Raw genomic sequence first — 24,086 nt, forward strand, 5'->3', positions numbered from 1 at the left:
TACAACGATCGTTGCCTTCGCCCTGTCCTCACTGGCTGCCGATCAGGATGCCAGTGAGCAAAACCAGGATGCCACCGAGGACCACCTGCACGATCGCCGAGGTAAAGGGCGTGGCCATGAAGCGGGTGCGGATCCAGGCGATGGCGATGAGCTCCAGCACGACCACGCAGCCGGCGACGCCGGTCGCCACCCAGAAGTCGGGGATGAGGTAGGGCAGGGTGTGGCCGAGGCCGCCCACGGTGGTCATCACGCCGCACGCGGCGCCGCGCACCCAGGGATGGCCGCGCCCGGTGATCTCGCCGTCGTCCGACAGGGCCTCGGTCAAGCCCATGCTGATGCCGGCGCCGATCGAGGCGGCCATGCCGACCAGGAAGGCGTCCCAGGAGTTCAGGGTGGCGAAGGCGGCGGCGAAGATCGGGGCGAGAGTGGAGATCGAACCGTCGATCAGCCCGGCCAGGGCAGGCTGCACGATCTGCAGCACGAAAAGGCGCCGGGAGGTTTCTTCCTCGCTGCGTTTCTGATCGGCCGGCAGCTTGGACTCCAGCGTCTCGGCCAGGCTTTCGTGGCGCTTTTCTTCTTCTGCGAGATCGGCCAGCAGGGTGCGGATTTCGACGTCATGGGCCCGTTCCGCCGCCTTGGCATAGAATTGGGCGGCTTCCAGCTCCATGGCCTCGGCCTGTTCGCGCACCGCGTCGATGCGTAGATTGTCGAGCAGCCAGATCGGGTTGCGCTTGAGGAAGCCGCTGACATCCTGGCGGGTGATATAGGGCAGGGTATCACCGAACTTGGCTGTATAGGTCTCCAGCAAGCGGTGGCGATGGCCGTGCTCTTCTTGTGCCATTGCCTCGAAGATCTTGGCGGAGCCCGGAAAATCGGTGCGCAGGCGATTGGCGAACTGCAGATAGATGCGCGCATCCTCCTCCTCGTTGGAGATGGCGAGCGCGAGGATCTCGGCCTCGTTCAGGTCGGCAAAGCGTTTCATAGCGAACTCAGATTAGAATGGTTCTAAATTAAGTTCCTTCTATCCCTCTCCTCGGCTTGTGTCGAGCCCAATCCCTATCCCGGGAAAAACGGGGGCACGAACAGCCACGCCAGCACAGAACCCATCAGGAAATTGAGAAGAATGCCGATCAACACCACTGCAATCGTATAGATCGGTACCTTCAAGACCGGCGCTCGCGTCAGCACTGGAATGCCGGTGAAGAGGAGATAGACGCTGTAGAGGCCGACGATAGCAAACAGTCCCAACGCCGGAATGACGGTGAAGACGTTGGCGAGCCACGCTGCGGTCATGCTGTAGGCGGCAAGTTTGAAGGCGCCGAGGAAGTCGGGTCTGCCGCCGAAATGGGGAGCCAGGCGGTTGATGACGATAGCCATGGCATGGAGCGTGGCGAGGGAAACGAGGTAGCGCAGGACGGCCAGGCAGAGGCCCGAGGCCAAGCCGATGCGCAGACCGCCGACGCCGATCAGCGAAGTGCCGATGAAACCGGCAATCGGGCCGATGGCGGCGAGATAGAGCACATAGTTCCGATAGATACGCTCGACGCTGGTCGCCTCGGCAGCGATATTTCGCCATTCGGCTGACGGCGACAGCAAAAGGTTCCGCGCCCGCGCCCCGATGTCCATGACCATGATGATGACAACTCCGATCGATCGCCCTTTGCATAGCACGGGGCGCAGCGCCGTCATGGTCCGTCGCAGGTGCTTGGAGAGTTATCCAATACCGTTCAGGGCACAGAGCAGCTTCATGCGATGGGCCGCTTTCTCGGGATCGATGAGGAGCTGGGCCTTGTCGGCCAGGCGGAAGATATCGGCGTAATGCGCGATGCCGCGGGCCGACTCGGCGCCGCCCACCATGCGGAAATGCGACTGGAAGCCGTTGAGCCAGGACAGGAACACCACCCCGCTCTTGTAGAACTGGGTCGGCGCCTCGAACAGGCGGCGCGCCAGCGTCACGGTGGGATCGAGAATGATGCGATAGCCCTCGGCGTTGCCCGCCGCGAGGCGGTCCATCGCAGCGGCGGCCGCCGGCGCGATCGGATCGAAGATGCCCAGCAATCCATGCGAGAAGCCCTGCAGGTCGCCCTGCATCAGTTCGGCATAGTTGAAATCGTCGCCGGTATACATCGCCACGCCCTCCGGCAGCAGCCGGCGCATGGTGATTTCCTTGCTGGCGTCGAGAAGGGAAATCTTGATGCCGTCGATCTTGCCGGCGTGGCTGCGGGTCAGTTCCAGCACCGTCTGCATGGCGGGCTCGAAGGCCTGCGAGCCCCAATAGCCTGCGAGTGCCGGGTCGAACGCTTCGCCGAGCCAGTGCAGGATCACCTTGTCGCGTGTCTGCTCGATCAGCCGTCCATAGACGGTGAGGTAGTCGTCGGGCCCCTTGGCAAGGCGGCACAGGGCCCGGCTCGCCATCAGGATGATGCGTCCGCCATGCTTCTCGACATGGGCGATCTGTTCCTCATAGGCACGGATGACGTCGTCGAGCGTGGTGGCGGTTTCAGGGGTGAGCTGGTCGGTGCCGGCCCCGCAGGCCAGGTCCGCACCGGGCATGCTGCGAGCTTCGGCCAGCGAGCGCTCGATCAGTTCGGCGGCGGCGGCCCAGTCCAGGCCCAGACCGCGCTGCGAGGTGTCCATCGCCTCCGCGATCTTGAAGCCGAGCCCCCATAGATGGCGGCGAAACCGCAACGTCGCTTCCCAATCGATGGCGGGGCTGCGCCAGGGGTCGTCCAGCCGCCGCGGATCGGCGACGACATGGGCGGCTGCATAAAGGGTGCGTGGGAAATTGCCGGTATGGACGAGGGGGTAGGGGGAGGAGGGGCCATAATGATAGGCCTCCAGGCCGCCATCGACAGTGGGCAATATCAGCGCGCTCATCGGCCTCTCCTCGTTCCTCTCTCGTCCGGCTTCTTCGACGCCCAGCAGAATTTCCCGATAGTGCTCCTTCGTGGGCACTCTCGGGAAATTCTGCAAGCCTTTGAAATCCCGCGAATTCCTTCTGGTCGAGCAGGGACTCGACCGGAAGGAATTCGCTTGGGGCACTTTTCGCCCGATGGCTGGGTCCTGGCGGGGAATCTGCTGCAAAGCAGGATCCGACACATCGTCCCAAGATACTGGCAAAAAGTGGCCATGGCGTCGCGGCCTTGGGAATAAGCATGTCAATTAGAACGTTCCAAAGTCAAGAATATTTCATTGATGAGGATATTTATCCTTTCATTTCAATGGGTTCTTGACCAAGCGAAAGCGGTATTGACATGGATGTAGGAACGTTCCAAAAATATAGATCACTGGCCCGCTTCAAGAGGCCAGCCGAGGGAGCGTGAGGATGGGCGGAGGCAAGCGCGGCGTAAGCCGGGCCACGACGATCGTCGATATCGCCAGGGCGGTCGGCGTGTCGAAGTCGACCGTGTCGCTGGTGCTCAAGGACTCTCCCCTCGTCAAGTCGGCCACACGCGACCGCGTCATGCGGGCCATCGACCAGCTCGGCTATGTCTACAACCGCTCGGCTGCGAGTCTGCGCACCGCCCGTTCGAGTTTCGTGGGCATGGTGATCTCCGATCTGATGAATCCCTTCTTCACCGAGCTTGCGGTCGGCATCGAGGATGGGCTGCACAATATGGGCTTCGTGCCCATCCTGGCCAACACCAACGAAGACGTCGAGCGGCAGACCCGTGTGCTGCAATCCCTGCGAGAGCACGGGGTCGCCGGCATCATCATGAGCCCGGCTCGCGGTACCGATGTCTGGTCGCTGGCCGAGACCCTGCCGCGCTCCCTGCCGATGGTGCTGACCATGCGGCGGGTCGAGGGCAGCACCTTGCCCTATATCGGTCCCGACAACCGCACCGGCTCGCGCGAGGCCGTAAGTCACCTCATCAATCTCGGCCACCGCTCCATCGCCTTTCTCGGCGGCTTCGGCACCATGACCACGCAGAAAGAGCGCATTTCCGGCTATCAGGACGCCCTGATCGCCGCTGGTCTGCCGCTGCGCGGCGAACTGATCTTCGAAGCGATGCCGACGCGCGCCGGGGGCGCCGAGGCGATCGCCGCTGCCCTGGCGAGTGCCCACAAGCCGACGGCCGCCTTCTGCTACAACGACATCGTGGCGATGGGGGCGACCCGCGCCTTGGGCTTGCGCGGCATCCGCGTCGGCACCGATTTCGCGGTGATCGGCTTCGACGATATCGTCGAGGCCGAGCACAATGCGCCCCCCCTCACCACCGTCAACGCCGATACCAGGGTCATGGGTACCCGCGCGGCCCGCAGCCTGCTCGGCCTGATCGATGGGGCCGATCCGGAGGCGATGTCCTTCATCGGCACGACCCGTCTGGTGGTGCGTGAATCCTGCGGCGCTCATGGACATACTATCTTGAAGGAGACGGCATAATGGCCCAGCCAACGTCGGGTAAGAACGTGGCAGCTTCAAAAAGGGGCTTGCGCTGGGGGATCGTCGGCGCCACGACGATCGCCAAGGAATGGATGATCGGAGCGATCCGCGAAACCGGCGGCGAAGTCGTCAGCGTGATGTCTTCCGATGCCGAGCGCGGCAGGGCCTATGCCAAGGCAAACGGCATTCCCCATTCGACCCGGAGCCTGGCGACGCTGCTCGCCAAGGATATCGACGCCGTCTACATCGCCACCACCAACGAGAAGCACAAGGCGCAGACCTTGGCAGCCGCCAAGGCCGGCATCCATGTGCTGTGCGAAAAGCCGCTTGCCCTCAAGCTTTCCGATGCGCATCGGATGGTCGCCGCCTGCAAGGAAGCCGGCGTCGTCATGGCCACCAATCACCATCTGCGCAATGCAGCGGCGTTCCGCGTCATGCGCGATGCCGTTGCTACGGGCCGGATCGGCAAGCCGTTGTTTGCCCGGGTCTTCCACGCTGTCTATCTGCCGCCCCATCTGCAGGGCTGGCGCATCAAGGATGCCAAGGCCGGCTCTGGCGTGGTGATGGACATCACCGTGCACGATGCCGACACGCTGCGTTTCGTGCTCGGCGAAGAGCCGGTAGCGGCAACGGCCTTCACCCAGCAGGGTGGCATGGGTGGTGCCGGCATCGAGGACGGCGTCATGGGCGTGGTGCGCTTCGAGAGCGGATTGCTGGCGCAGTTCCACGACGCCTTCACCACGGCCTATGCCAATACGGGCTTCGAAGTGCACGGCAGCGAAGGCTCCCTGATCGGTACCAATTGCATGACGCAAAAGCCCGTCGGCGAAGTGGTGCTGCGCAATGCATCCGGCGAGCACAAGCTGCCGTTCGAGCCGGAAAACCTCTATGTCCGCAGCGTCGCCAATTTCCAGAACGCTGTGCGCGGGAAGGGCACGCCATCGGCCACAGGCGAGGACGGCATCCGCTCGATGGCGCTGGCCCTGGCCGTGCTGAAATCCGCCAAAACAGGCCGCGAAGTCGCTGTCGAGCCGGGGCTCTGATCCGATGGCCTTCCCGAAAGTCCTCTCCGCCGACCAGGCTGCCGCGCTCATCCCCGACGGCGCCGTGGTGACCGTCTCCTCCTCGTCCGGCCTCGGCTGTCCGGACGCAATGCTGGCTGCCATCGGCCGCCGCTTCGAAGCCTCCGGCCATCCGCGCAACCTCACCACGCTGCACCCCATCGCGGCAGGCGACATGTGGGGCATCAAGGGCGTCGATCATATCGCCAAGCCCGGTCTGCTCTCCTGTATCCTGGGTGGCTCCTATCCTTCCGGCCCCTCTTCGGCAGAGCCGCCGGCGATCTGGAAGATGATCACCGGCAATGAGATCCCCGCCTACAACATCCCCTCCGGCATCCTGTTCGACATGCATCGCGAGGCGGCGGCCAAGCGCCCCGGCGTGCTGACCAAGATCGGCATGGACACTTTCGTCGATCCCGCTCGCGAGGGCTGCGCCATGAACAAGCGGGCCATGGAAGCGCCGATCGTGCGCCAGGTCGAATTCGACGGCGAGAACTGGCTGTATTTCAAGACCATCATTCCCGAGGTCGCCATCATTCGAGCCACCACGGCCGATGAGCGCGGCAATCTCTCCTACGAACATGAGGGCGGCTATCTCGGTCCGCTCGACCAGGCGCTGGCCGTACGCAACAATGGCGGCATCGTCATCGCCCAGGTGAAACGCCTCGCCGAGAGCGGCACGCTCAAGCCGCAGAACGTGCTGGTGCCCGGCGTGCTCGTGGATGCCATCGTGGTCGCGCCGGACCAGATGCAGACGACGCAGACACCCTACGAGCCGGCGATCTCGGGCGAGATCTTCCGGCCGCTGTCGAGCTTCGAGATCCCCGAATTCGGCGTCTCCAAAGTGATTGCCCGTCGGGTGGCGCAGGAATTGCGCTACGGCGATGCCGTCAATATCGGCTTCGGCATTTCGGCCAACGTGCCGCGCATCCTGATCGAGGAAGGCCGTCATGGCGAGGTGACCTGGGTGATCGAACAGGGGGCCGTCGGCGGCGTACCGCTCACCGACTTCCAGTTCGGCTGTGCCTCCAACGCCGAGGCGATCATGCCTTCGCCCTATCAGTTCACCTATTTTCAGGGCGCGGGGTTCGATGCCTCGCTGCTCTCCTTCCTGCAGATCGACCGCGAGGGCAGCGTCAACGTCTCCAAGCTCGGCGTGCGTCCGCATGTGACGGCGGGGGCCGGAGGCTTCGTCGACATCACCGCTCGGGCCCGGCGCATCATCTTCTCCGGCTTCTTCACGGCCGCCGCCGGCCTGGCCGTCGAGAACGGCGCGCTGGTCATCGCCAAGGAAGGCAAGGTCAGGAAACTGGTCGAGACGGTCGAACATGTCTCCTTCTCCGGTCGCCGCGCCGTCGCCCAGGGGCAGGACATCACCTATGTCACCGAGCGCTGCGTGCTCAAGCTGACGCAGAAGGGCATCGTGGTCACGGAGATCGCACCCGGCGTCGACCTCGAGCGCGATGTCCTGGCCCAGGCCGAGTTCGCGCTGCTGGTCTCCGACGACCTCAAGGTGATGGATGCGGCCTTGTTCCGGCCGGAGCCGATCGGGCTGGATATCGGAGGAGGGCAGGCCGATGTCTGATCCCGTCCGTCTCGATATCGAAGACGGCATCGCCGTCATCACGCTGGCCCGGCCCGAAAAACTCAACGCACTCGACGAGACGATGATATCCGGGCTTGCCATCGCGGCCGAACGGATCGACCGGCATGGTTCCATCCGTGCCGCCATCCTCACCGGTGAGGGCAAGGGTTTTTGCGCGGGCGGCGACATTGCCGCCTGGGGCAAGCTTTCGCCCCTCGACATGGGCCAGCAATGGGTGCGCGACGGCCATCGCGTCTTCGACCGCCTGACGCGGCTGCGCGCGCCGCTAATCGCGGCCATCAACGGGCATGCGCTAGGCGGGGGCCTCGAATTGGCGGCGACTGCCGATATCCGCATCGCCGAGGAACAGGCCAAGTTCGGCCTGCCCGAGACCGGCATCGGCATGGTGCCAGGCTGGTCGGGCACGCAGCGCCTCGTCACCCGCTTTGGCGCTGCCGCGGTGCGCCGCCTTGCCCTGACCGGCGAGATCGTCACGGCCGAGCGGGCGTTGCAACTCGGACTGATCGACGAGATCGCACCCAAGGGGCAGGGGCTCGAACAGGCGCGCGAACTTGCTCGGAAGATTGCGGTGCGCGCACCGATCGCCAATGCCGTCGCCAAGCAGATGATCAATGCGGCGGAAGGCGAGGATGCCGCCGCCGCCATCGAGATCCTCGCCGGATCGTTGGTCTCCTACACCGACGATCTCAAGGAGGGCGTCGCCAGCTTCGTCGAGAAGCGCACGCCCGATTTCAAGGGAAGATGACCGTGACGATTGCCGTCCGCCTCGACAAGGCCCGTTTCGCCGCCGCGCTCGCCGGCATCCCCCGTGAGCACCAGCTTTTCATTGCCGGAACCTTCGGGCCCGCCGCCGAGGGGCGGACCATCGAACGGCTCAGCCCCGGCCATGGCGAGCGGGTGGGCCTTTATCCGCAAGCGGGGGCTGCCGATCTCGATCGCGCCCTCGACGCGGCGCGCCAAGCCTTCGATAACGGGCCATGGCCCTCGTTGACCGGAGCGGAGCGCTCGCGCTTCCTCCACAAGGTCGCCGACCTGATCGACGAAAAGCTCGAGATCTTCGCCACGCTCGACAGCCTCGAAGCCGGCAAACCGATCAGCCAGGCCCGCGGCGAGATGGCCGGAGCCGTCGACATCTGGCGTTATGCGGCAGGCCTTGCCCGCGATTTGCATGGCGAGAGCTACAACACCATCGGCGCCAACAAGCTCGGCCTGGTGATGCGCGAGCCGATCGGGGTGGTGTCCATCATCACGCCCTGGAACTTCCCCTTCCTGATCGTCAGCCAGAAGCTGCCCTTCGCCCTGGCCGCCGGTTGCACCGCGGTGGTCAAGCCGAGCGAGATGACTTCGGGCTCGACCCTGCTGCTCGGCCATTTGCTGGCAGAGGCCGGCCTGCCCGAGGGGGTGGTCAACATCCTCTCCGGCTACGGTCCCGAGATGGGCGGGCCGATGACCACGGATGGCCGTGTCGATATGGTCTCCTTCACCGGTTCGACCCGGGTCGGCAAGGCGGCGATGGCGGCGGCCTCGGGTACGCTGAAGAAGCTGTCCATGGAACTGGGCGGCAAGAATCCGCAATTGATCTTCCCCGATGCCGATCTCGACGCGGCGCTCGATGCCGCGGTGTTCGGCTCCTATTTCAACGCAGGCGAATGCTGCAATGCCGGCAGTCGCCTGCTCGTACATCAGGACATCGCTGCCGAGTTCGAGGCCGAATTCGTCAAGCGCTCTCGCCAGGTCGTGGTCGGCGATCCCCTGGATCCGGCAACCCTCGTCGGGGCGCTGATTTCGCCGCAGCATCTGGCCCAGGTCGAGGGCCATGTCGTCGCCGCCAGGGCGGAGGGAGCCGAAATAGCCCTGGGAGGAGACCGCCTGGAAAGCGACGCCGGCCAGTTCATGGCAACGACGGTGGTTGCCGGCGCGCGCGCCTCGATGGCGATTGCCCGCGACGAGGTGTTCGGGCCGGTGGCGACCGTGATGCGTTTCACCAGTGCCGACGAGGCCGTTTCCATCGCCAATGGTGTCGATTACGGTTTGTCGGCCAGCGTATGGAGCCGGGATTTCGACACGGCCGTCGGCATCTCCAGGCGCCTCAAGGCCGGGACGGTTTGGACCAACACCTTCATGGACGGGGCTGCCGAGCTGCCCTTCGGCGGTTTCCGGCAATCGGGGATCGGACGGGAACTCGGCCGCAATGCCGTGGCTGATTACACCGAGGAAAAGACGATGCATCTTCATTGCGGACCGCGCACGGCCTGGTGGCTGCCGCGGTAGGCGATCGAGACCAAGAGGTATTGAAAATGCCTCTTGGTGCCTTCTGCCGATTTTCTTCAAATCCCTGATTTGGAGAAGAGAAAATCGGCAGGTGTTCAAGCCGAGGATGCATCTGCGTCTTCGAGGCTTGGAATGAGACGTCGCCGGAACGTATCCGGCATCATAAGGTCATGGGAGGATTAGATGACCGTTCGTACCAAACTGATCGCAGGCGTAGCGCTCGCCGCCGCCGGCCTCGGCTTCGCCAGCCTTGGTCTCGTCAGCGCGGCGCAGGCACAGACCAAGGAAGTGCAGATGCTGCACTGGTGGACGTCGGGCGGCGAGGCAGCCGCGCTCAACGTCCTCAAGCAGGATCTGGCCAAGGAGGGCTATGCCTGGAAGGACGTCCCGGTCGCAGGCGGCGGTGGCGATGCCGCCATGACCGCGCTGAAGGCCATGGTCGCAGCCGGCAACAATCCGACGGCGTCCCAGATGCTGGGCTATACCGTGCTCGACTATGCCGCCGCCGGCAAGATGGGCGACCTGACCGAGCTCGCCAAGTCGGAAGGCTGGGACAAGGCAGTGCCGGCACCGTTGCAGAAATTCGCCGTCTATGACGGCAAGTGGGTCGCCGTCCCGGTCAACGTCCACTCGGTCAACTGGCTGTGGATCAACAAGGCCGTGATGGACAAGATCGGTGGCACCGAACCGAAGACCTTTGACGACTTCATCGCCCTGCTCGACAAGGCCAAGGCTGCAGGCGTCACGCCGCTCGCACTCGGCGGCCAGGATTGGCAGGAAGCCACCATGTTCGACTCGGTCGTGCTCTCCACGGGCGGCCCCGAGTTCTACAAGAAGGCGATGAACGACCTCGACGAAGCCTCGCTGAAGTCGGACACCATGAAGAAGGCCTTCGACAACCTGGCCAAGCTCAAGACCTATGTCGACCCCAACTTCTCGGGCCGCGACTGGAACCTGACCACCGCCATGGTGATCAAGGGCGATGCCTTGGTACAGGTGATGGGTGACTGGGCCAAGGGCGAGTTCAAGGCCGCCAGCAAGACCCCGGGCACCGACTATATCTGCATGCGCTTCCCGGGCACCGACGGCAGCGTCGTCTACAACTCCGACATGTTCGGCATGTTCGCGGTTCCTGCTGATCGCAAGGAAGCCCAGCTCGCGCTCGCCAAGGCAACGCTGTCCAAGTCGTTCCAGTCGTCCTTCAACGTGGTCAAGGGTTCGGTTCCCGCCCGCACCGACGTGCCGGACACCGACTTCGACGCCTGCGGCAAGAAGGGTATCGCCGATCTGAAGAAGGCCAATGACGGCGGTACGCTGTTCGGCTCGCTCGCCCAAGGCTATGGCGCGACGCCGGCCGTCGCCACCGCTTACAAGGACGTGGTGGACAAGTTCTTCAACGGCCAGATCAAGACCTCGGACGAGGCTGTCACCCAGCTCGTCAAGGCCATCGACGAAGCCAAGTAAGCGCTGAAGCAAGCGTTTCCATGGGAAGCGAACCGACCGGGCGCCCCTATTGCGCCCGGTCGACTCGAGCAAAGAGCGTTCATGACTGAACGCTTGTTTGCTCTAACTTCTTGTTTTGGCGCGTCTTTGCGATTCTTGGTGAGTCCGTCTAATCGCAGAACACTCTCGGCTCTCGGGGCACAAGAACAAAAAAGCGGGGAACCTTCATGACATTGGCTACGACAAGCGCGCCGCCTCGCCCGGGCTTGCGCGAGAAACTTCAGGATGCCTTGCCCAAGATCGTGCTGGCGCCGAGCTTCGCCGCGATCCTGGTGTTCGTTTATGGGTTCATCCTGTGGACGGTCTATCTGTCCTTCACCAATTCCAAGACCTTTCCGAGCTATGAGCTGACGGGAGGCCTCGCCTATCAGCGCCTGTGGGGCTGGACTTTCGAAAGCGACCCGCCGTCGAGCTGGTACTATTCGATCACCAACATGGCTGTTTTCGGCGTGCTCTATATCGGCATCTGCATGGTGCTGGGCCTGTTCATCGCCATCCTTCTCGACCAGCGCATCCGGGGCGAGGGCATCCTGCGGCCGATCTATCTCTACCCGATGGCGCTTTCCTTCATCGTCACCGGCGTGGCCTGGAAATGGTTCCTCGACCCCGGTCTCGGCCTGGAGGCAACGCTGCACAATCTGGGCTGGACCAGCTTCCATTTCGACTGGATCAAGAACAAGGACCGGGTGATCTACACGGTGGTGATCGCCGGCGTCTGGCAAGCCTCGGGCTTCGTGATGGCGATGTTCCTGGCAGGGCTGCGCGGCGTCGACGGCGAGATCCTCAAGGCTGCCCAGATCGACGGCGCCTCCACCTTCCAGGTCTATTGGCGCATCGTCATCCCGATCCTGCGCCCGGTCTTCCTGTCCGCCTTCATCGTGCTGGCCCACATGGCGATCAAGTCCTACGACCTCGTGGTCGCCCTGACCTCCGGCGGGCCTGGCGGCTCGGCCTGGCTGCCGTCCAACTTCATGTATGAGTACACCTTCAAGCGCAATCAGATGGCGATCGGCTCGGCCAGCGCCGTGATCATGCTGATGACGATCAGCGCCATCATCGTGCCCTATCTCTATTCCGAATTGCGGGAGAAGAAGTGATGAGCGCCGCCACCCGGGACGTTTCGGGGCCGGTCGGCTCCAATTGGGTCAGCCGCGTCGTGATCTACGGCCTGTTGCTGATTTTCGCCTTCGTCTATCTCGTGCCCCTGTTCGTGATGCTGACCACCTCGTTCAAGACCATGGACGAGATCCAGGGCGGCAACATGCTCGCTCTACCAGGCGCGCCGACGGTGCAGCCCTGGCTGAAGGCCTGGAACGAGACCTGCGTCGGCCTCACCTGTGCGGGGATCAAGGGCTATTTCTGGAATTCGATCAAGATGGTGGTGCCGGCAGTGGCGATCTCCACCATCCTTGGTGCGCTCAACGGCTATGTGCTGACGAAATGGCGCTTCCCCGGCCATAAGATCGTCTTCGCCATGATGCTGTTCGCCTGCTTCATCCCGTTCCAGTCGGTGCTGCTGCCGATGGCGACGGTACTGGGTCAGTTCGGCGGCGTCGGCACCTTCCTGCAGTCGACGATCGGTACCTCGCTCGGCTTCGGTTCCTCGACCTTCAACCTCGTCTTCGTGCATGTGGTCTATGGCCTCGGCTTCACCACTTTGTTCTTCCGCAATTACTACGAGGCGTTCCCCAACGAACTCGTGCGGGCGGCGATGGTCGATGGAGCCAGCTTTTTCCAGATCTTCCGGCGCATCCTGCTGCCCAATTCGATCCCGATCTTCGTGGTCACGGTGATCTACCAGTTCACCAACATCTGGAACGACTTCCTGTTCGCCTCCGCCTTCGCCGGCACCGGCGACGTGATGCCGATGACGGCTGCGCTCAACAACGTGGTCAACACCACCACCGGCGCGGTCGAATACAACGTCAATATGGCGGCTGCGATGATCGCGGCGCTTCCCACCCTCTTCGTCTATATCGTCGCCGGCCGCTATTTCGTGCGTGGCCTGATGGCGGGCGCTGTGAAAGGCTGACCCAATGGCGTTCCTGGAAATCAACAATCTCAAGAAGCGCTACGGCGCCGTCGAAATCCTCAAGGGGATCAATCTTGACCTCGACAAGGGCGGTTTCCTCGTGCTGGTCGGGCCGTCCGGCTGCGGCAAGTCGACCCTGCTCAATACCATAGCGGGGCTGGAGAACATCACCGAAGGCGAGATCCGGGTCGACAACAACAAGATCAACGGCCTGCATCCATCCAAGCGCGACATCGCCATGGTGTTCCAGAGCTACGCGCTCTATCCCAACATGACCGTGGGCCAGAACATCGCCTTCGGCATGGAGATGCGCGGCGTCGCCAAGCCCGAACGCGACACGGCGGTGGCGCAGGTCGCCAAGACCTTGCAGATCGGCCATCTCCTCGACCGCAGGCCCTCTCAGCTCTCGGGCGGCCAGCGTCAGCGCGTCGCCATGGGTCGTGCCCTGGTACGCGACCCCAAGCTCTTCCTGTTCGACGAGCCCCTCTCCAACCTCGACGCCAAGTTGCGTGTCGACATGCGCGTCGAGATCAAGCGCCTGCACGCCACCACGGGCAAGACCATCGTCTATGTCACCCATGACCAGATCGAGGCGATGACGCTCGCCACCAAGATAGCCGTGCTCAAGGATGGCGAGTTGCAGCAGGTCGGCACGCCCGCCGAGATCTACAACAAGCCCAACAATCTCTTCGTCGCCGATTTCATGGGCTCGCCGGCCATGAACCTGATCCAGGCCAAGGCGGCGCGGGAGAATGGCAGGACGGTGCTGAAGATCCTCAACAAGAGCGGAGGCGGCGTCAGCCTGCCGGTACCCGAGGATATCGCCGAGGTGTCGCTGGAGGATGGCCGCGAGCTGATCTTCGGCATCCGGCCCGAGGCGATCACCGACCATGACGGCGCTGACCGCAATTCCAAGGCGATAGAGATGGTCAATGCGGTGGTCGACGTGGTTGAGCCGGCCGGCGCCGATACTTTCGTCGTCACCCATCTCGGCGGCAAGGAGGTCACGGCGCGCATGCGTTCCGACGCCATGGTGGCGCCGGGCCAGGAACTGCCTTTCGCCTTCAACCTCGACAAGGCGGTGGTATTCGATCCGGCGAGCGGGAAGAGGTTGTAGAGCTCGTTACACCCCTCCCTCATTTGTTGAGGAGGGCGGTGCCCTGACACGAAAAACGCGACGCCAGCCGCCCCTTCGCCCCGTTCTTACGGGGAGAGGGGGCACAAGCGCAGAGTTTTCTCGTCGCCTTCGCCATCTCGCCCAACCCTTGTTTTGATCCAGGAGCCTTCATGCCTTCGCCTGACATCGTCATCATCGGCGCCGGCATGGGCGGAGCGACGATGGCTCATGCCCTGGCGCCGAGCGGGGCCGAGATCCTCATCCTGGACAAGGGCGGCCAATTGCCGGACCGGCCGGAGAACCGCGATGCGCGCGCGATCTTCCAGCGGGGTTTTTTCCGCCCTCAGGAGAGCTGGTACGACAGCGACGGCAATCCGTTCAATCCGGGCAATTATTACTGCAACGGCGGCAATACGAAATTCTACGGCGCGGTGCTGCTGCGTTATCGTGCCGAAGATTTCGACGGCATCGCCCATGCCGATGGCGACGCTCCAGCCTGGCCGTTCCGCTACAACGAACTCGCGCCCTATTACGACGAGGCCGAGCGGCTCTACCAGGTGCGAGGCAGGGCTGGCGAGGACCCGACGGAACCGCCGCGCACCGGCGACTTTGCCTTTCCGCCCGTGCCGGACGAACGGGCGATCGCCGAGGTGCGCGAACGCCTCTCCCGCGTTGGGTTGAAGCCCTTCTCCCTGCCGCTCGGTGTCGATATTGACAAATGGCTCTCGCATGGCCGCACGCCATGGGATGCCTTTCCGGACGCCCGCACCGGCAAGATGGACGCGGAGACCTGCGCGCTGCTGCCGGCGCTCGAACATGCCAATGTGCGGCTGCAGAACCATTGCGAGGTTCGTCGGCTGATCCCGGCCGCCGATGGCCGGCGCATCGAGGCGGTGGAATATCTGGAAGGCGGCGAGCTCAAGCGCCTCACGCCGCGCCTCGTCGTGCTGGCGGCCGGGGCGGTGCGCTCGGCGGCGATCCTGCTGGCCTCCTCGCCTGAGGGGCTCGCCAACAGCTCAGGCATGGTCGGCCGGCATTTCATGAACCACAATCTGTCGGCGATGATCGGGATCGATCCGCGCTTCAACAACGATTCGATCTACCAGAAGACCTTCGCGCTCAATGATTTCTATCTCGGTGACGGCAAAGGCGGCCCACCGCTCGGCAATGTGCAATTGCTCGGCCGCGTCTCCGGCACCATCCTGAAATCGGACCTGCGCAAGGTGCCCGAATTCGTGCTGAATGCCGTGGCGCGCAAGACCATCGATTTCCTGATCATGAGCGAGGACTTGCCGGATCCCTCCAGCCGCGTCCGGCTGGAGGGTGAGAAAATCGTGCTGGAATGGCGGCGTTCCAACATGACCGCGCATGAGGGGCTGAAGGTGGCGATGCGCCGAGCCCTGAAGCAGGCGGGTTTTCCGATCGTGCTCACCCATCTGTTCGATCGCAAGACGCCGTCGCATCAATGCGGCACCATCCGCATCGGTGCCGATCCAGCAGAGGCGCCGCTCGATTCCTTCGGCCGTGCCTTCGACCATCCCAATTTGTTCGTCGCCGATGCCTCGACCCTGGTAACTTCGGCTGCCGTCAATCCATCCCTGACGGTGGCGGCTTTGTCCCTGCGGACCGCCAAGCACATTCGTGAACAAGCATATTCGTGAAACGGAGCTGAACCGATGAGCCGTCCCGTCGTCCTTGTCACCGGTGCCCGGCGCGGCATCGGCCTTGCCATCGCGGTGGCCTTCGCCGAAGGCGGCTATGACATCGCCTTCACCGACATCGTCGACAATGACGATATCGGCGATGCCGAACTGGCGATCGGCCAGGCGGGCGGCGCGGCGCTGTTCTTCCAGAACGACGTCGCGGATCTCGCCAGCCATCGGGGGCTGGTCGACGAGGTGCTGTCGAGCTATGGCCGGCTCGACTGCTTCGTCTCCAATGCCGGCATCGGCTCGCCGGTACGCGGCGACCTCCTCGATCTCGAACCCGGCAATTTCGACCGGGTGATGAACGTCAACATGCGCGGGGCAATGTTTCTCAGCCAGGTGGTGGCCCGCACCATGCTGAAGCTGCCCTCGCCGCAAAAGCCCGTACGCAACCGCTCCATCCTGTTCATCACCTCGGTCAGCGCCGAAATGGCTTCGCCCGAGCGGGCTGATTATTGCGTCTCCAAGGCCGCGCTTTCCATGTGGGTGAAGAACCTTGCCGTCCGGTTGGCACCGGACAGCATCCCCGTGTTCGAGATCCGTCCGGGCGTGATCCGCACCGAGATGACGGCCGCGGTCGCCGACAAATACCAGGCCATCATCGACGGGGGGCTGGTACCGGCCCGGCGCTGGGGGGAAGGGGCCGACGTCGCCCAGATGGCGCTGGCGCTTGCCGGCAGTTCCTTCGGTTTCGCCACTGGCAGTGCCATCGCCTGCGACGGCGCACTCTCGATCTCGAGGCTGTGATGACGTCCGGGTGCGCGGGCACCTTGCCCGCTCGTCGAAACGGCGCACTTGCGGAGACGAAGAGCGGACGGGACGTCCGCGCACCCGGGAGTGTCCTATGACCGATTACATCATCGTCGGGGCGGGGCCGGCTGGCTGCGCCCTGGCGGCGCGGCTGAGCGAGGATACGGCCGTCAAGGTTCTGCTGATCGAAGCGGGCGGGCGCGACAGCCATCCCTTCTTCCACATGCCGGCGGGCTTTGCCAAGATGACCAAGGGCATCGCGAGTTGGGGCTGGTCCACGGTGCCCCAGAAGCATCTGGACGGACGGGTGCTCTGGTACACCCAGGCCAAGGTGCTGGGGGGCGGCTCCTCGATCAATGCGCAGATCTATACCCGTGGCAATCCGCGCGACTATGACATCTGGGCCTATGTGCATCGCTGCCAAGGCTGGAGCTATGCCGAGGTGCTGCCCTATTTCAAACGGGCCGAGGACAATCAGCGATTCATCGACAGCTACCATGCCGCCGGTGGACCGCTCGGCGTCTCCATTCCCATCAATCCCTTGCCGATCAACGAGGCCTTCATCCGTGCCGGCCAGGAATATGGCTTGCCTTACAATGCCGATTTCAACGGCGCCAGCCAGGAGGGTGTCGGCCATTACCAGGTCACGGTGCGCAATGCCCGGCGCTCTTCCGCCGCGGCCGCCTATCTGAAGCCGATCGAAGGCAAGCGGCCGAACCTCACCGTCCGCACCGATGGCATGGTGACGCGTATCCTCGTCGAGAAGGGGCGGGCGGTCGGTGTCGAGATCGCCGGGAAGGACGGTAGGAGCGAGATACGCTGCGAGCGCGAGGTCATCGTCGCCTCCGGCGCCATCGGTTCGCCGCGCCTGCTCATGCTGTCCGGCATCGGGCCGGCGGCCCACCTCAAAGAGGTTGGCATCGATGTGGTGCACGATCTGCCCGGCGTCGGCGAGAATTTGCAGGACCATCTCGATCTCTATGTCATCGCCGAATGCACCGGCGACCACACCTATGACAACGTCGCCAAGCCCCACCGCACCGCCTGGGCCGGGCTGCAATATCTCCTGTTCAAGAAAGGGCCGGTGGCTTCGACCCTGTTCGAGACCGGTGGCTTTGCCTATGCCGACAAGGCTGCCCGCTCGCCCGACATCCAGTTCCATCTCGGCTCGGGCTCAGGCATCGAGGCCGGTGTCGCCCGGCTGCGCAATGCCGGCGTCACCTTGAACTCTGCCTTCCTGCAGCCGCGTTCGCGCGGCACCGTGCGGCTCAGATCCGCCGATCCCGCCGACCATCCCCTCATCGATCCCAATTATTGGTCGGATCCCTACGACAAGGCAATGTCTCTGGAAGGGCTGCGCATGGCGCGCGAGATCCTGCGCCAGAAGGCACTCGCCCCTTTCATTCTGGCCGAACGCATGCCGGGGCCGGACAAGGTCAGCGAGGCGGAATTGAGTGACTATGCCTGCCGGACCAGCAAGACCGACCACCACCCCGCCGGCACCTGCAAGATGGGTGTCGACGACATGGCCGTGGTGACGCCCGAGCTCAAGGTAAGGGGGCTCGAGGGCTTGCGTGTCTGCGACGCCTCGGTCATGCCGATCGTCAACTCCTCCAACACCAACGCGCCCACCATCATGATCGGAGAGAAGGGCGCCGATCTCATCGCGGGCAGGCAACCGCTCCCCGCCGTCAATTTCGGATCTTGAGCAGGAGAACACCATGATCCGCCATATCGTTCTTGCCCGTTTGCGGACGGATCTGCCGCAAGCTGAGGTCGTGGCCCTGCTGTCGGCCATTCGCGGCATGAAAACCGAGATTGCGGGAATCCTGCAGATAGAAGTCGGCGCCGACAACAGCCCCGAAGGTCTGGCGCGCGGCTATGGCCATGCCTTCACCGTGGACTTCGTCGACGCAACGGCCCGCGACGCCTATCTGCCCCATCCGCATCACGCCAAGGTGGCCCAGGCGCTCGTCGCCGCTACGCAAGGCGGTGTCGATGGCCTGTTGGTGCTCGACTTCGAAGCCTGACCGCGGGAGTTACATTCCCGTTGGCGCTCCGGTCGGCCTCTCGGTCCGGCTGTGCGGAGTGCCAGCGTCACAACCGATTGTTAACCGCAATACCAAGCCCTTTTCACACCGCGGAGGGGCTTTTTGCGCTGATTCGCGTGGATTTGGCCGCCGTTTCCGCGCAGGCGTACGTCTTTCGCCTTAATTCCGCCGCCGGATGGGAAGCATCATCCCGCCCGTCCATACGGGTGTGGCTTGGTTTCTTGTACAATCTCTGATACTGAGAATGAACGTTCATTCTCGTTCGGGGTTGTGATAGTGGCGATCGAAGCAGGGGTGGTGGTGCCGCCACCCGCGGTGGCAAAGGGAATCGACGCGCGTCGAACTCACATTCTCGATGCCTTCGAGGTGTGCATCCAGCGCACAGGATTCCATCGCACCACCATGCAGGACGTTGCCAGGGAAGCCGGCATGAGCGCCGGCAATCTCTACCGCTACTTTCCCTCCAAGGAGGCCTTGGTGTCGGGCCTGATTGAGCGCGATCGCGAACGTTTCAGTGCCGATTTCATGAATGTGGCGCGTTCCAGCGATGTCATGGGGTCCTTCGTCGCGCTGGGGCGCAAGCATTTCCTCGAAACGCCGCGCGAGCGCTGCGTCCAGTTCATGGAAATCTGGGCGGAGGCCAGCCGCAACCCACAGGTGGCGGAGATGTGCGCGGCCGTCGACAAGGAAGTGAACGACTTCATGGTCGCGATCCTGGAGGCGGCCAAGACCTCAGGCCAGATCCCCACATCGGTGGACAGCGCGGCTGTGATCACCGTGCTTTCGGCCATGGGAGACGGCATGTTCACCCGTCGCGCCCTGGAGCCGGATTTCGATGTCGAGGACGGTTTTCGGCTGTTGGTGAACGTTATGGACGCCTTGATGTCGGGAAAGATCCCGCTCGATCGTCCTTTGCCTGCGATTTCAGATTCTCCGGGCGAGCAGCCCGTTTCAGAGGAACAGCTCCATGTCCGCGGTTGAAAAGCAGAACCGGCCCGAACGCGATGGCGAGCGGCAGCGGCGGGAAGGGGGCTTTGTCGATGAGGCGAGCCTGACGGCGGTGCGTCTGTCGGGGCATGCCCAGCATGCACCGACCGATTATCGGCGAACTCCCTGGTATACGAAACTTACCATCCTGGTGCTTGTCGTCATCGCCGTGTCTGCGGCTCTCTATGCCTATCGCGAGCCCCTGATGGCCCGCCTCAACCCGCCGCCACCGCCTGTGGTGGACGCCAAGCCGCCAGCCGTCACCGTGACGCCGGCCGTGACCGGAGCCATCACCGAGCAGGCGGTGGTGACCGGCAATCTGGCGGCGCGCGAGGAGATTCTGGTGTCGCCCCAGATCGAAGGCTATGCCGTTGACAAGATCATGGTGGAGGAAGGCGATCGCGTCAGCGAAGGCCAAATGCTGGCTGAGCTCTCGACCACCACCATCGATACCTCGCTCGCCCAGAATGAGGCTCAGACCGCCAGGGCGGAGGCCGCGATCGCGCAGGCCGAGAGCGCCATAGCCGAAGCCAATGCCAATCGGGAACAGACCGCCAGTGCCTTTGCGCGCTCCAAGGCGCTGGTCCGGACCGGCAATACGACAGCCGAACAGCTCGACCAGCGCGAGGCCGCCGCCAAGATGGCGGACGCGCGTGCGGGAGCGGCCGAACATGCCCTGACCGTCGCCAGGGCCGACAAGAAGCTCGCTGATGCGCAGCGTTCCGAATTGATGGTGCGTCTGGAGCACACCAAGGTGCGCGCACCGGCGGCAGGCGTGATCAGCCGCCGGGTCGCTCGTATCGGTGCGATCGCGTCGGCGTCCGGTGATCCCCTGTTCCGCATCATTCGCGACGGTGACATCGAACTCGCGGCGGACGTATCGGAGGCGACGCTGGCGCGCATCCGGCCGGGCATGACGGCCGAGGTGGCGACGGCGGGCCGCAAGGAGCCTTTCGCGGCTCGCGTGCGCCTGGTTTCGCCTGAGGTCAATTCCGTCACACGCCTGGGCCGCGTGCGTATCGCCATCGACCAGGCGCCGGGCCTGACGATCGGCGCCTTTAGCCGCGCCAGCGTAGCGGTTGCCAGTCATACCGGCGTGCTCGTGCCGCAATCGGCCGTGCTCTATACCGAGGATGGCGCGACGGTGCAGGTCGTGCGTGACGGTGTCGTGGCGACCACGCCCGTCAAGCTCGGCCTGCGTACCGAAAAGCAGGCCGAGGTGGTCGAAGGCGTCAAGGCGGGCGATACGGTGATCGCCACTGCCGGCACCTTCGTGCGCGACGGTGACAGGGTCAGCGCCGTCAACGGGGCTGATGCAGCCCAGCCCGCGACCGAGTCCAAGTGAGGCACCGATGTCGTTCAACGTCTCGGCCTGGTCCATCCGCAATCCGGTGCCTTCGATCGTCCTGTTCGTGGTGCTGATGGCGCTCGGTTGGGTCTCGTTCCAGAACCTGCCGATCACCAAATTCCCCAATATCGATATCCCCGTCATCACTGTGACGGTAACCCAGGTCGGTGCCGCACCTTCCGAGCTGGAGACGCAGGTGACGCGTAAGATCGAGGACGCCGTCACCGGCGTCGCCGGCGTCAAGCATGTGCAGTCGACCATTACGGACTCAACCTCGACGGTTGCCATCGAGTTCTGGCTGGGCACCAACACGGACCGCGTGCTCAACGACGTCAAGGATGCGGTGACCAAGATCCGCACCGAACTGCCGCGCGATATCGAGGAGCCGGTGATCTCGCGCCTCGAAATCGAGTCGCAGTCGATCATGACCTATTCGGCCACGGCACCCGGCATGACGCTGGAACAATTGTCCTGGCATGTCGACAATGTGGTGAAGCGAGACCTGCAGAGCCTGCGCGGCGTCGGCCGCATCGACCGCATAGGCGGCGTGACACGCGAGATCCGGGTGGCCGTCGATCCCGATCGGCTGCTATCGCTCGGCATCACCGCTGCCGACGTCAATCGCGTGCTGAGGGCGACGACGGTCGATCTGTCGGGCGGCAAGGGTGAGGTCGGCAATCGTGAGCAGGCCATTCGTACCCTGGCCGGCGCCCATACGATCGATGAACTCAAGGATACCAAGATCACGCTGCCCGGTGGGCGGCAGGTACGGCTCAACGAGATCGCCAACATCACCGATGCCTATGCGGATCAGACGTCATTCGCCCGGCTGAATGGGTCGACGCCAATCGTCGCCTTCTCGATCTTCCGGTCCAAGGGTGCCAGCGACACGGTGGTGGCCGCAGCGGTCGCCGCCAGGATCCAGGCGCTGCACACGGCCCACCCCGAGGTCAGCTATGCGGTGGTGGACGATGGTGTCGCCTCGACCTATGGCAATTTTGAAGCGGCGATGCAGACGCTGGTGGAAGGCGCCATCCTCGCCGTCATCGTCGTGCTGATTTTCCTGCGCGACTGGCGGGCTACGCTGATCGCCGCCATTGCCTTGCCGCTCTCGGCCATCCCGACCTTCTGGGCGATGAGCGTGATGGGTTTCTCGCTCAACCTCGTCAGCTTGCTCGCCATCACGCTGGTCACGGGTATCCTGGTCGATGACGCCATCGTAGAGATCGAGAACATCGTCCGGCACATGAAGATGGGCAAGTCGCCCTACCGCGCCTCCATCGAGGCGGCGGACGAGATCGGTCTTGCCGTGATGGCGATCACCATGACCATCATCGCCATCTTCGCGCCCGTGAGCTTCATGGGCGGTATCGTCGGCCAGTATTTCAAGCAGTTCGGCCTGACGGTAGCGGTAGCGGTGTTCTTCTCGCTCCTTGTCGCGCGCCTGATAACACCGATGATGACCGCCTATTTCCTCAGGCCGCACGCTCATGTCGAGCCGCGGGATGGCTGGATCATGCGGGCCTATACCCGCTTCCTGGAGATGACGCTGGCGCGTTGGTTCTCTCCCTATCTCACCATCCTGGCCGGCTTTGGGCTGCTGATCCTGACCTTCAGGCTGATGGGCTTTTTGCCCGAGGGCTTCATCCCGCCGGAGGACAATGCACGCGTGGTCATCTCCGCCGAGATTCCGCCAGGCGGCAAGCTCGAGAGCACCCAGGCCAAGACCGACCAGATCGTTGCCGAGATCCGTAAGGTTCCGGAAGTCGTTCAGGTCTTCGTCATCGGCGGCACCTCGCCGACCGGCGGACTCGATCCGCGCCGGGCCGCCATTTATGTCAAGCTTTCCAAGCGCGAGGATCGGGCGCGCCACCAACTCGCCATCCAGGATGACATCGCCCATATCCTTACCGCCATTCCCGATTTGCGTGCCTGGCGCGTCAAGGACAATGGTGAGCGTGACGTCAACCTGGCGCTGAAGAGCGATGATCCGAAGGCGCTTGCCCTGGCGGCATCGCGCCTCGAAGGCGCGATGCGCCATGTGCCCGGCTTCAACAATGTCGCCGCCAATACCGGCCTCGAGCGGCCGGAGGTGCGTATCCTGCCGCGAACCGACGATGCCGCGCGTTATGGTATCACCACCGAACAGATCTCGGAGGCGGTGCGTGTGGCGACCATCGGCGACATTGACGCCAATCTGGCCAAGTTCAATGCGGGGGACCGGCTGGTGCCGATCCGCGTGCAGTTGACCGAAGAGTCCCGTGGCAATCTCGGCCTGATCGAGGCGCTCAGCCTGACGACCGCCTCGGGCGGCAGCGTGCCGCTCTCCGCGGTGGCCGACGTCGAGTTCGGCCAGGGGCCGACCTCGATCGAGCGCAACGACCGTCAGCGGCAGATCAAGATCGGCGCCGACTTGCGCAAGGGGCTGGAGATCGGCGAGGCGCTGGATCTGGCCATGGAACTGCCGGAGGCCAAGAACCTGCCCAAGGGCGTGGTCTTTGCACCCACTGGTGACGCCGAAGTGATGGCAGAGGTGTTTTCGGGCTTTGCGATGGCGATGGGGACGGGCCTGCTGATGGTAGCGGGTGTGCTGGTGCTGCTGCTCGGCAGCCCCTTCCACGCCATCACCATCCTGCTCTCCTTGCCGTTGTCGATGCTCGGTGTGGTCCTGGCGCTGCTCGCTACCCACAACTCGATCTCGATGCCGGTGGTGATCGGCATCCTGATGCTGATGGGCATCGTCACCAAGAACGCCATCATGCTGGTCGACTTCGCGGTCGAACGGGTCAAGCATGGCATGCATCGCCATGACGCCATCATCGATGCCGGGCGCAAACGCGCGCGACCGATCGTGATGACCACCATCGCCATGGTGGCCGGCATGATTCCGACAGCGCTGGGGCACGGGGATGGCGGCGAGTTCCGTTCGCCGATGGCGATCGCCGTGATCGGCGGCCTGATCGTCTCCACCTTGCTGTCGTTGATCTTCGTGCCGTCCTTCTATGCGGTCATGGACGATCTCACGCGGGGCATTTCCTTCCTGTTCGGGCCCCTGGTGGGGCCGAAGGATGAGGCAGGGGAAGCCGGCGCGCCTGTGGCTCTGGATAGCGGTCACGGCGGCAGGGGCACGGCCGCGGCGGCGGAATAGGGGACATGGCATGCGTTCGACACCGCCCTGGATGAGACGCCGGCCGCTTGCCCCAGCGTCATCAGGCCCAGGTTTTCCAAGATTCGGGATGCCCCGGCATCATCGAAAGCGACGATCGGGAA

The 24,086-nt window shown here is 63.9% G+C and carries 19 protein-coding genes; 16 read left to right on the forward strand and 3 right to left on the reverse strand.

All coding sequences use genetic code 11. The features are described from left to right. Positions 1–28: 28 nt before the first annotated feature. The 3 genes from mbfA to ACZYTC_RS02505 form a co-directional block, all read right to left on the reverse strand. Positions 29–982, reverse strand: a complete 954-nt coding sequence (mbfA, locus tag ACZYTC_RS02495; RefSeq protein ID WP_434957587.1) for an iron exporter MbfA — start codon at positions 980–982, stop codon at positions 29–31. A 74-nt stretch (positions 983–1,056) separates the two neighbouring features. Next, complete coding sequence (locus ACZYTC_RS02500; protein ID WP_488988828.1) at positions 1,057–1,632, reverse strand: Yip1 family protein; 576 nt, start codon at positions 1,630–1,632, stop codon at positions 1,057–1,059. Between the two features lie 81 nt (positions 1,633–1,713). After that, positions 1,714–2,877, reverse strand: a complete 1,164-nt coding sequence (locus ACZYTC_RS02505; RefSeq protein WP_488988829.1) for a dihydrodipicolinate synthase family protein — start codon at positions 2,875–2,877, stop codon at positions 1,714–1,716. A gap of 448 nt (positions 2,878–3,325) precedes the next feature. Between ACZYTC_RS02505 and ACZYTC_RS02510 the strand changes: the two genes are divergently transcribed. The 16 genes from ACZYTC_RS02510 (at position 3,326) to ACZYTC_RS02585 (ending at position 23,964) form a co-directional block, all read left to right on the forward strand. Next, entirely contained in the window at positions 3,326–4,384 is a 1,059-nt protein-coding gene (locus ACZYTC_RS02510; protein WP_434957584.1) for a LacI family DNA-binding transcriptional regulator, read from the forward strand. Then, a complete protein-coding gene (locus ACZYTC_RS02515; protein ID WP_434957583.1) occupies positions 4,384–5,427 on the forward strand; it encodes a Gfo/Idh/MocA family protein in 1,044 nt (347 codons plus the stop codon). Before ACZYTC_RS02510 ends, ACZYTC_RS02515 begins: the two co-directional genes overlap by 1 nt. A 4-nt stretch (positions 5,428–5,431) precedes the next feature. Further along, entirely contained in the window at positions 5,432–7,030 is a 1,599-nt protein-coding gene (locus ACZYTC_RS02520) for an acyl CoA:acetate/3-ketoacid CoA transferase (protein ID WP_441770425.1), read from the forward strand. After that, on the forward strand, positions 7,023–7,796 hold the full coding sequence (locus ACZYTC_RS02525) for an enoyl-CoA hydratase/isomerase family protein (RefSeq protein WP_488988830.1): 774 nt from the start codon (positions 7,023–7,025) through the stop codon (positions 7,794–7,796). The genes ACZYTC_RS02520 and ACZYTC_RS02525 overlap by 8 nt, the downstream gene beginning before the upstream one ends. Beyond that, entirely contained in the window at positions 7,793–9,322 is a 1,530-nt protein-coding gene (locus tag ACZYTC_RS02530; protein ID WP_434957580.1) for an aldehyde dehydrogenase family protein, read from the forward strand. Before ACZYTC_RS02525 ends, ACZYTC_RS02530 begins: the two co-directional genes overlap by 4 nt. 183 nt (positions 9,323–9,505) lie before the next feature. Beyond that, positions 9,506–10,786 (forward strand): ABC transporter substrate-binding protein, encoded by a 1,281-nt coding sequence (locus tag ACZYTC_RS02535; RefSeq protein WP_434957579.1) that lies wholly within the window; start codon positions 9,506–9,508, stop codon positions 10,784–10,786. Between the two features lie 206 nt (positions 10,787–10,992). Further along, positions 10,993–11,922 (forward strand): carbohydrate ABC transporter permease, encoded by a 930-nt coding sequence (locus ACZYTC_RS02540; protein ID WP_434957578.1) that lies wholly within the window; start codon positions 10,993–10,995, stop codon positions 11,920–11,922. Next, complete coding sequence (locus ACZYTC_RS02545; protein WP_434957577.1) at positions 11,922–12,857, forward strand: carbohydrate ABC transporter permease; 936 nt, start codon at positions 11,922–11,924, stop codon at positions 12,855–12,857. The genes ACZYTC_RS02540 and ACZYTC_RS02545 overlap by 1 nt, the downstream gene beginning before the upstream one ends. A 4-nt stretch (positions 12,858–12,861) precedes the next feature. Then, positions 12,862–13,974, forward strand: a complete 1,113-nt coding sequence (locus tag ACZYTC_RS02550) for an ABC transporter ATP-binding protein (protein ID WP_434957576.1) — start codon at positions 12,862–12,864, stop codon at positions 13,972–13,974. Between the two features lie 170 nt (positions 13,975–14,144). Next, the gene (locus ACZYTC_RS02555; protein WP_434957575.1) at positions 14,145–15,635 is read left to right on the forward strand and encodes an FAD-dependent oxidoreductase; all 1,491 of its coding nucleotides are present in this window, start codon (positions 14,145–14,147) and stop codon (positions 15,633–15,635) included. Between the two features lie 15 nt (positions 15,636–15,650). Then, positions 15,651–16,427 (forward strand): 3-ketoacyl-ACP reductase, encoded by a 777-nt coding sequence (locus ACZYTC_RS02560; RefSeq protein WP_488988831.1) that lies wholly within the window; start codon positions 15,651–15,653, stop codon positions 16,425–16,427. Positions 16,428–16,524: 97 nt separating this feature from the next. Next, complete coding sequence (locus ACZYTC_RS02565) at positions 16,525–18,138, forward strand: GMC family oxidoreductase (protein ID WP_434957573.1); 1,614 nt, start codon at positions 16,525–16,527, stop codon at positions 18,136–18,138. Between the two features lie 13 nt (positions 18,139–18,151). Then, positions 18,152–18,460 carry a Dabb family protein gene (locus ACZYTC_RS02570; protein ID WP_488988832.1) on the forward strand — a complete coding sequence of 103 codons (309 nt, stop codon included), beginning with the start codon at positions 18,152–18,154 and terminating at the stop codon, positions 18,458–18,460. A gap of 297 nt (positions 18,461–18,757) precedes the next feature. Continuing rightward, on the forward strand, positions 18,758–19,462 hold the full coding sequence (locus ACZYTC_RS02575; protein ID WP_434957571.1) for a TetR/AcrR family transcriptional regulator: 705 nt from the start codon (positions 18,758–18,760) through the stop codon (positions 19,460–19,462). Continuing rightward, entirely contained in the window at positions 19,449–20,813 is a 1,365-nt protein-coding gene (locus tag ACZYTC_RS02580) for an efflux RND transporter periplasmic adaptor subunit (protein ID WP_488988833.1), read from the forward strand. The genes ACZYTC_RS02575 and ACZYTC_RS02580 overlap by 14 nt, the downstream gene beginning before the upstream one ends. Before the next feature lie 7 nt (positions 20,814–20,820). Then, positions 20,821–23,964, forward strand: coding sequence for an efflux RND transporter permease subunit (locus ACZYTC_RS02585; protein WP_441770432.1), 3,144 nt, complete (start codon positions 20,821–20,823; stop codon positions 23,962–23,964). Positions 23,965–24,086 lie beyond the last annotated feature (122 nt).

The organism is Labrys sp. F242 (assembly GCF_057813875.1).

Coding starts and splice junctions, on each gene's coding strand:
- mbfA (WP_434957587.1), bottom strand. CDS start 982: ATGAAACGCTTTGCCGACCTGAACGAGGCCGAGATCCTCGCGCTCGCC.
- ACZYTC_RS02500 (WP_488988828.1), bottom strand. CDS start 1,632: ATGGTCATGGACATCGGGGCGCGGGCGCGGAACCTTTTGCTGTCGCCG.
- ACZYTC_RS02505 (WP_488988829.1), bottom strand. CDS start 2,877: ATGAGCGCGCTGATATTGCCCACTGTCGATGGCGGCCTGGAGGCCTAT.
- ACZYTC_RS02510 (WP_434957584.1), top strand. CDS start 3,326: ATGGGCGGAGGCAAGCGCGGCGTAAGCCGGGCCACGACGATCGTCGAT.
- ACZYTC_RS02515 (WP_434957583.1), top strand. CDS start 4,384: ATGGCCCAGCCAACGTCGGGTAAGAACGTGGCAGCTTCAAAAAGGGGC.
- ACZYTC_RS02520 (WP_441770425.1), top strand. CDS start 5,432: ATGGCCTTCCCGAAAGTCCTCTCCGCCGACCAGGCTGCCGCGCTCATC.
- ACZYTC_RS02525 (WP_488988830.1), top strand. CDS start 7,023: ATGTCTGATCCCGTCCGTCTCGATATCGAAGACGGCATCGCCGTCATC.
- ACZYTC_RS02530 (WP_434957580.1), top strand. CDS start 7,793: ATGACCGTGACGATTGCCGTCCGCCTCGACAAGGCCCGTTTCGCCGCC.
- ACZYTC_RS02535 (WP_434957579.1), top strand. CDS start 9,506: ATGACCGTTCGTACCAAACTGATCGCAGGCGTAGCGCTCGCCGCCGCC.
- ACZYTC_RS02540 (WP_434957578.1), top strand. CDS start 10,993: ATGACATTGGCTACGACAAGCGCGCCGCCTCGCCCGGGCTTGCGCGAG.
- ACZYTC_RS02545 (WP_434957577.1), top strand. CDS start 11,922: ATGAGCGCCGCCACCCGGGACGTTTCGGGGCCGGTCGGCTCCAATTGG.
- ACZYTC_RS02550 (WP_434957576.1), top strand. CDS start 12,862: ATGGCGTTCCTGGAAATCAACAATCTCAAGAAGCGCTACGGCGCCGTC.
- ACZYTC_RS02555 (WP_434957575.1), top strand. CDS start 14,145: ATGCCTTCGCCTGACATCGTCATCATCGGCGCCGGCATGGGCGGAGCG.
- ACZYTC_RS02560 (WP_488988831.1), top strand. CDS start 15,651: ATGAGCCGTCCCGTCGTCCTTGTCACCGGTGCCCGGCGCGGCATCGGC.
- ACZYTC_RS02565 (WP_434957573.1), top strand. CDS start 16,525: ATGACCGATTACATCATCGTCGGGGCGGGGCCGGCTGGCTGCGCCCTG.
- ACZYTC_RS02570 (WP_488988832.1), top strand. CDS start 18,152: ATGATCCGCCATATCGTTCTTGCCCGTTTGCGGACGGATCTGCCGCAA.
- ACZYTC_RS02580 (WP_488988833.1), top strand. CDS start 19,449: ATGTCCGCGGTTGAAAAGCAGAACCGGCCCGAACGCGATGGCGAGCGG.
- ACZYTC_RS02585 (WP_441770432.1), top strand. CDS start 20,821: ATGTCGTTCAACGTCTCGGCCTGGTCCATCCGCAATCCGGTGCCTTCG.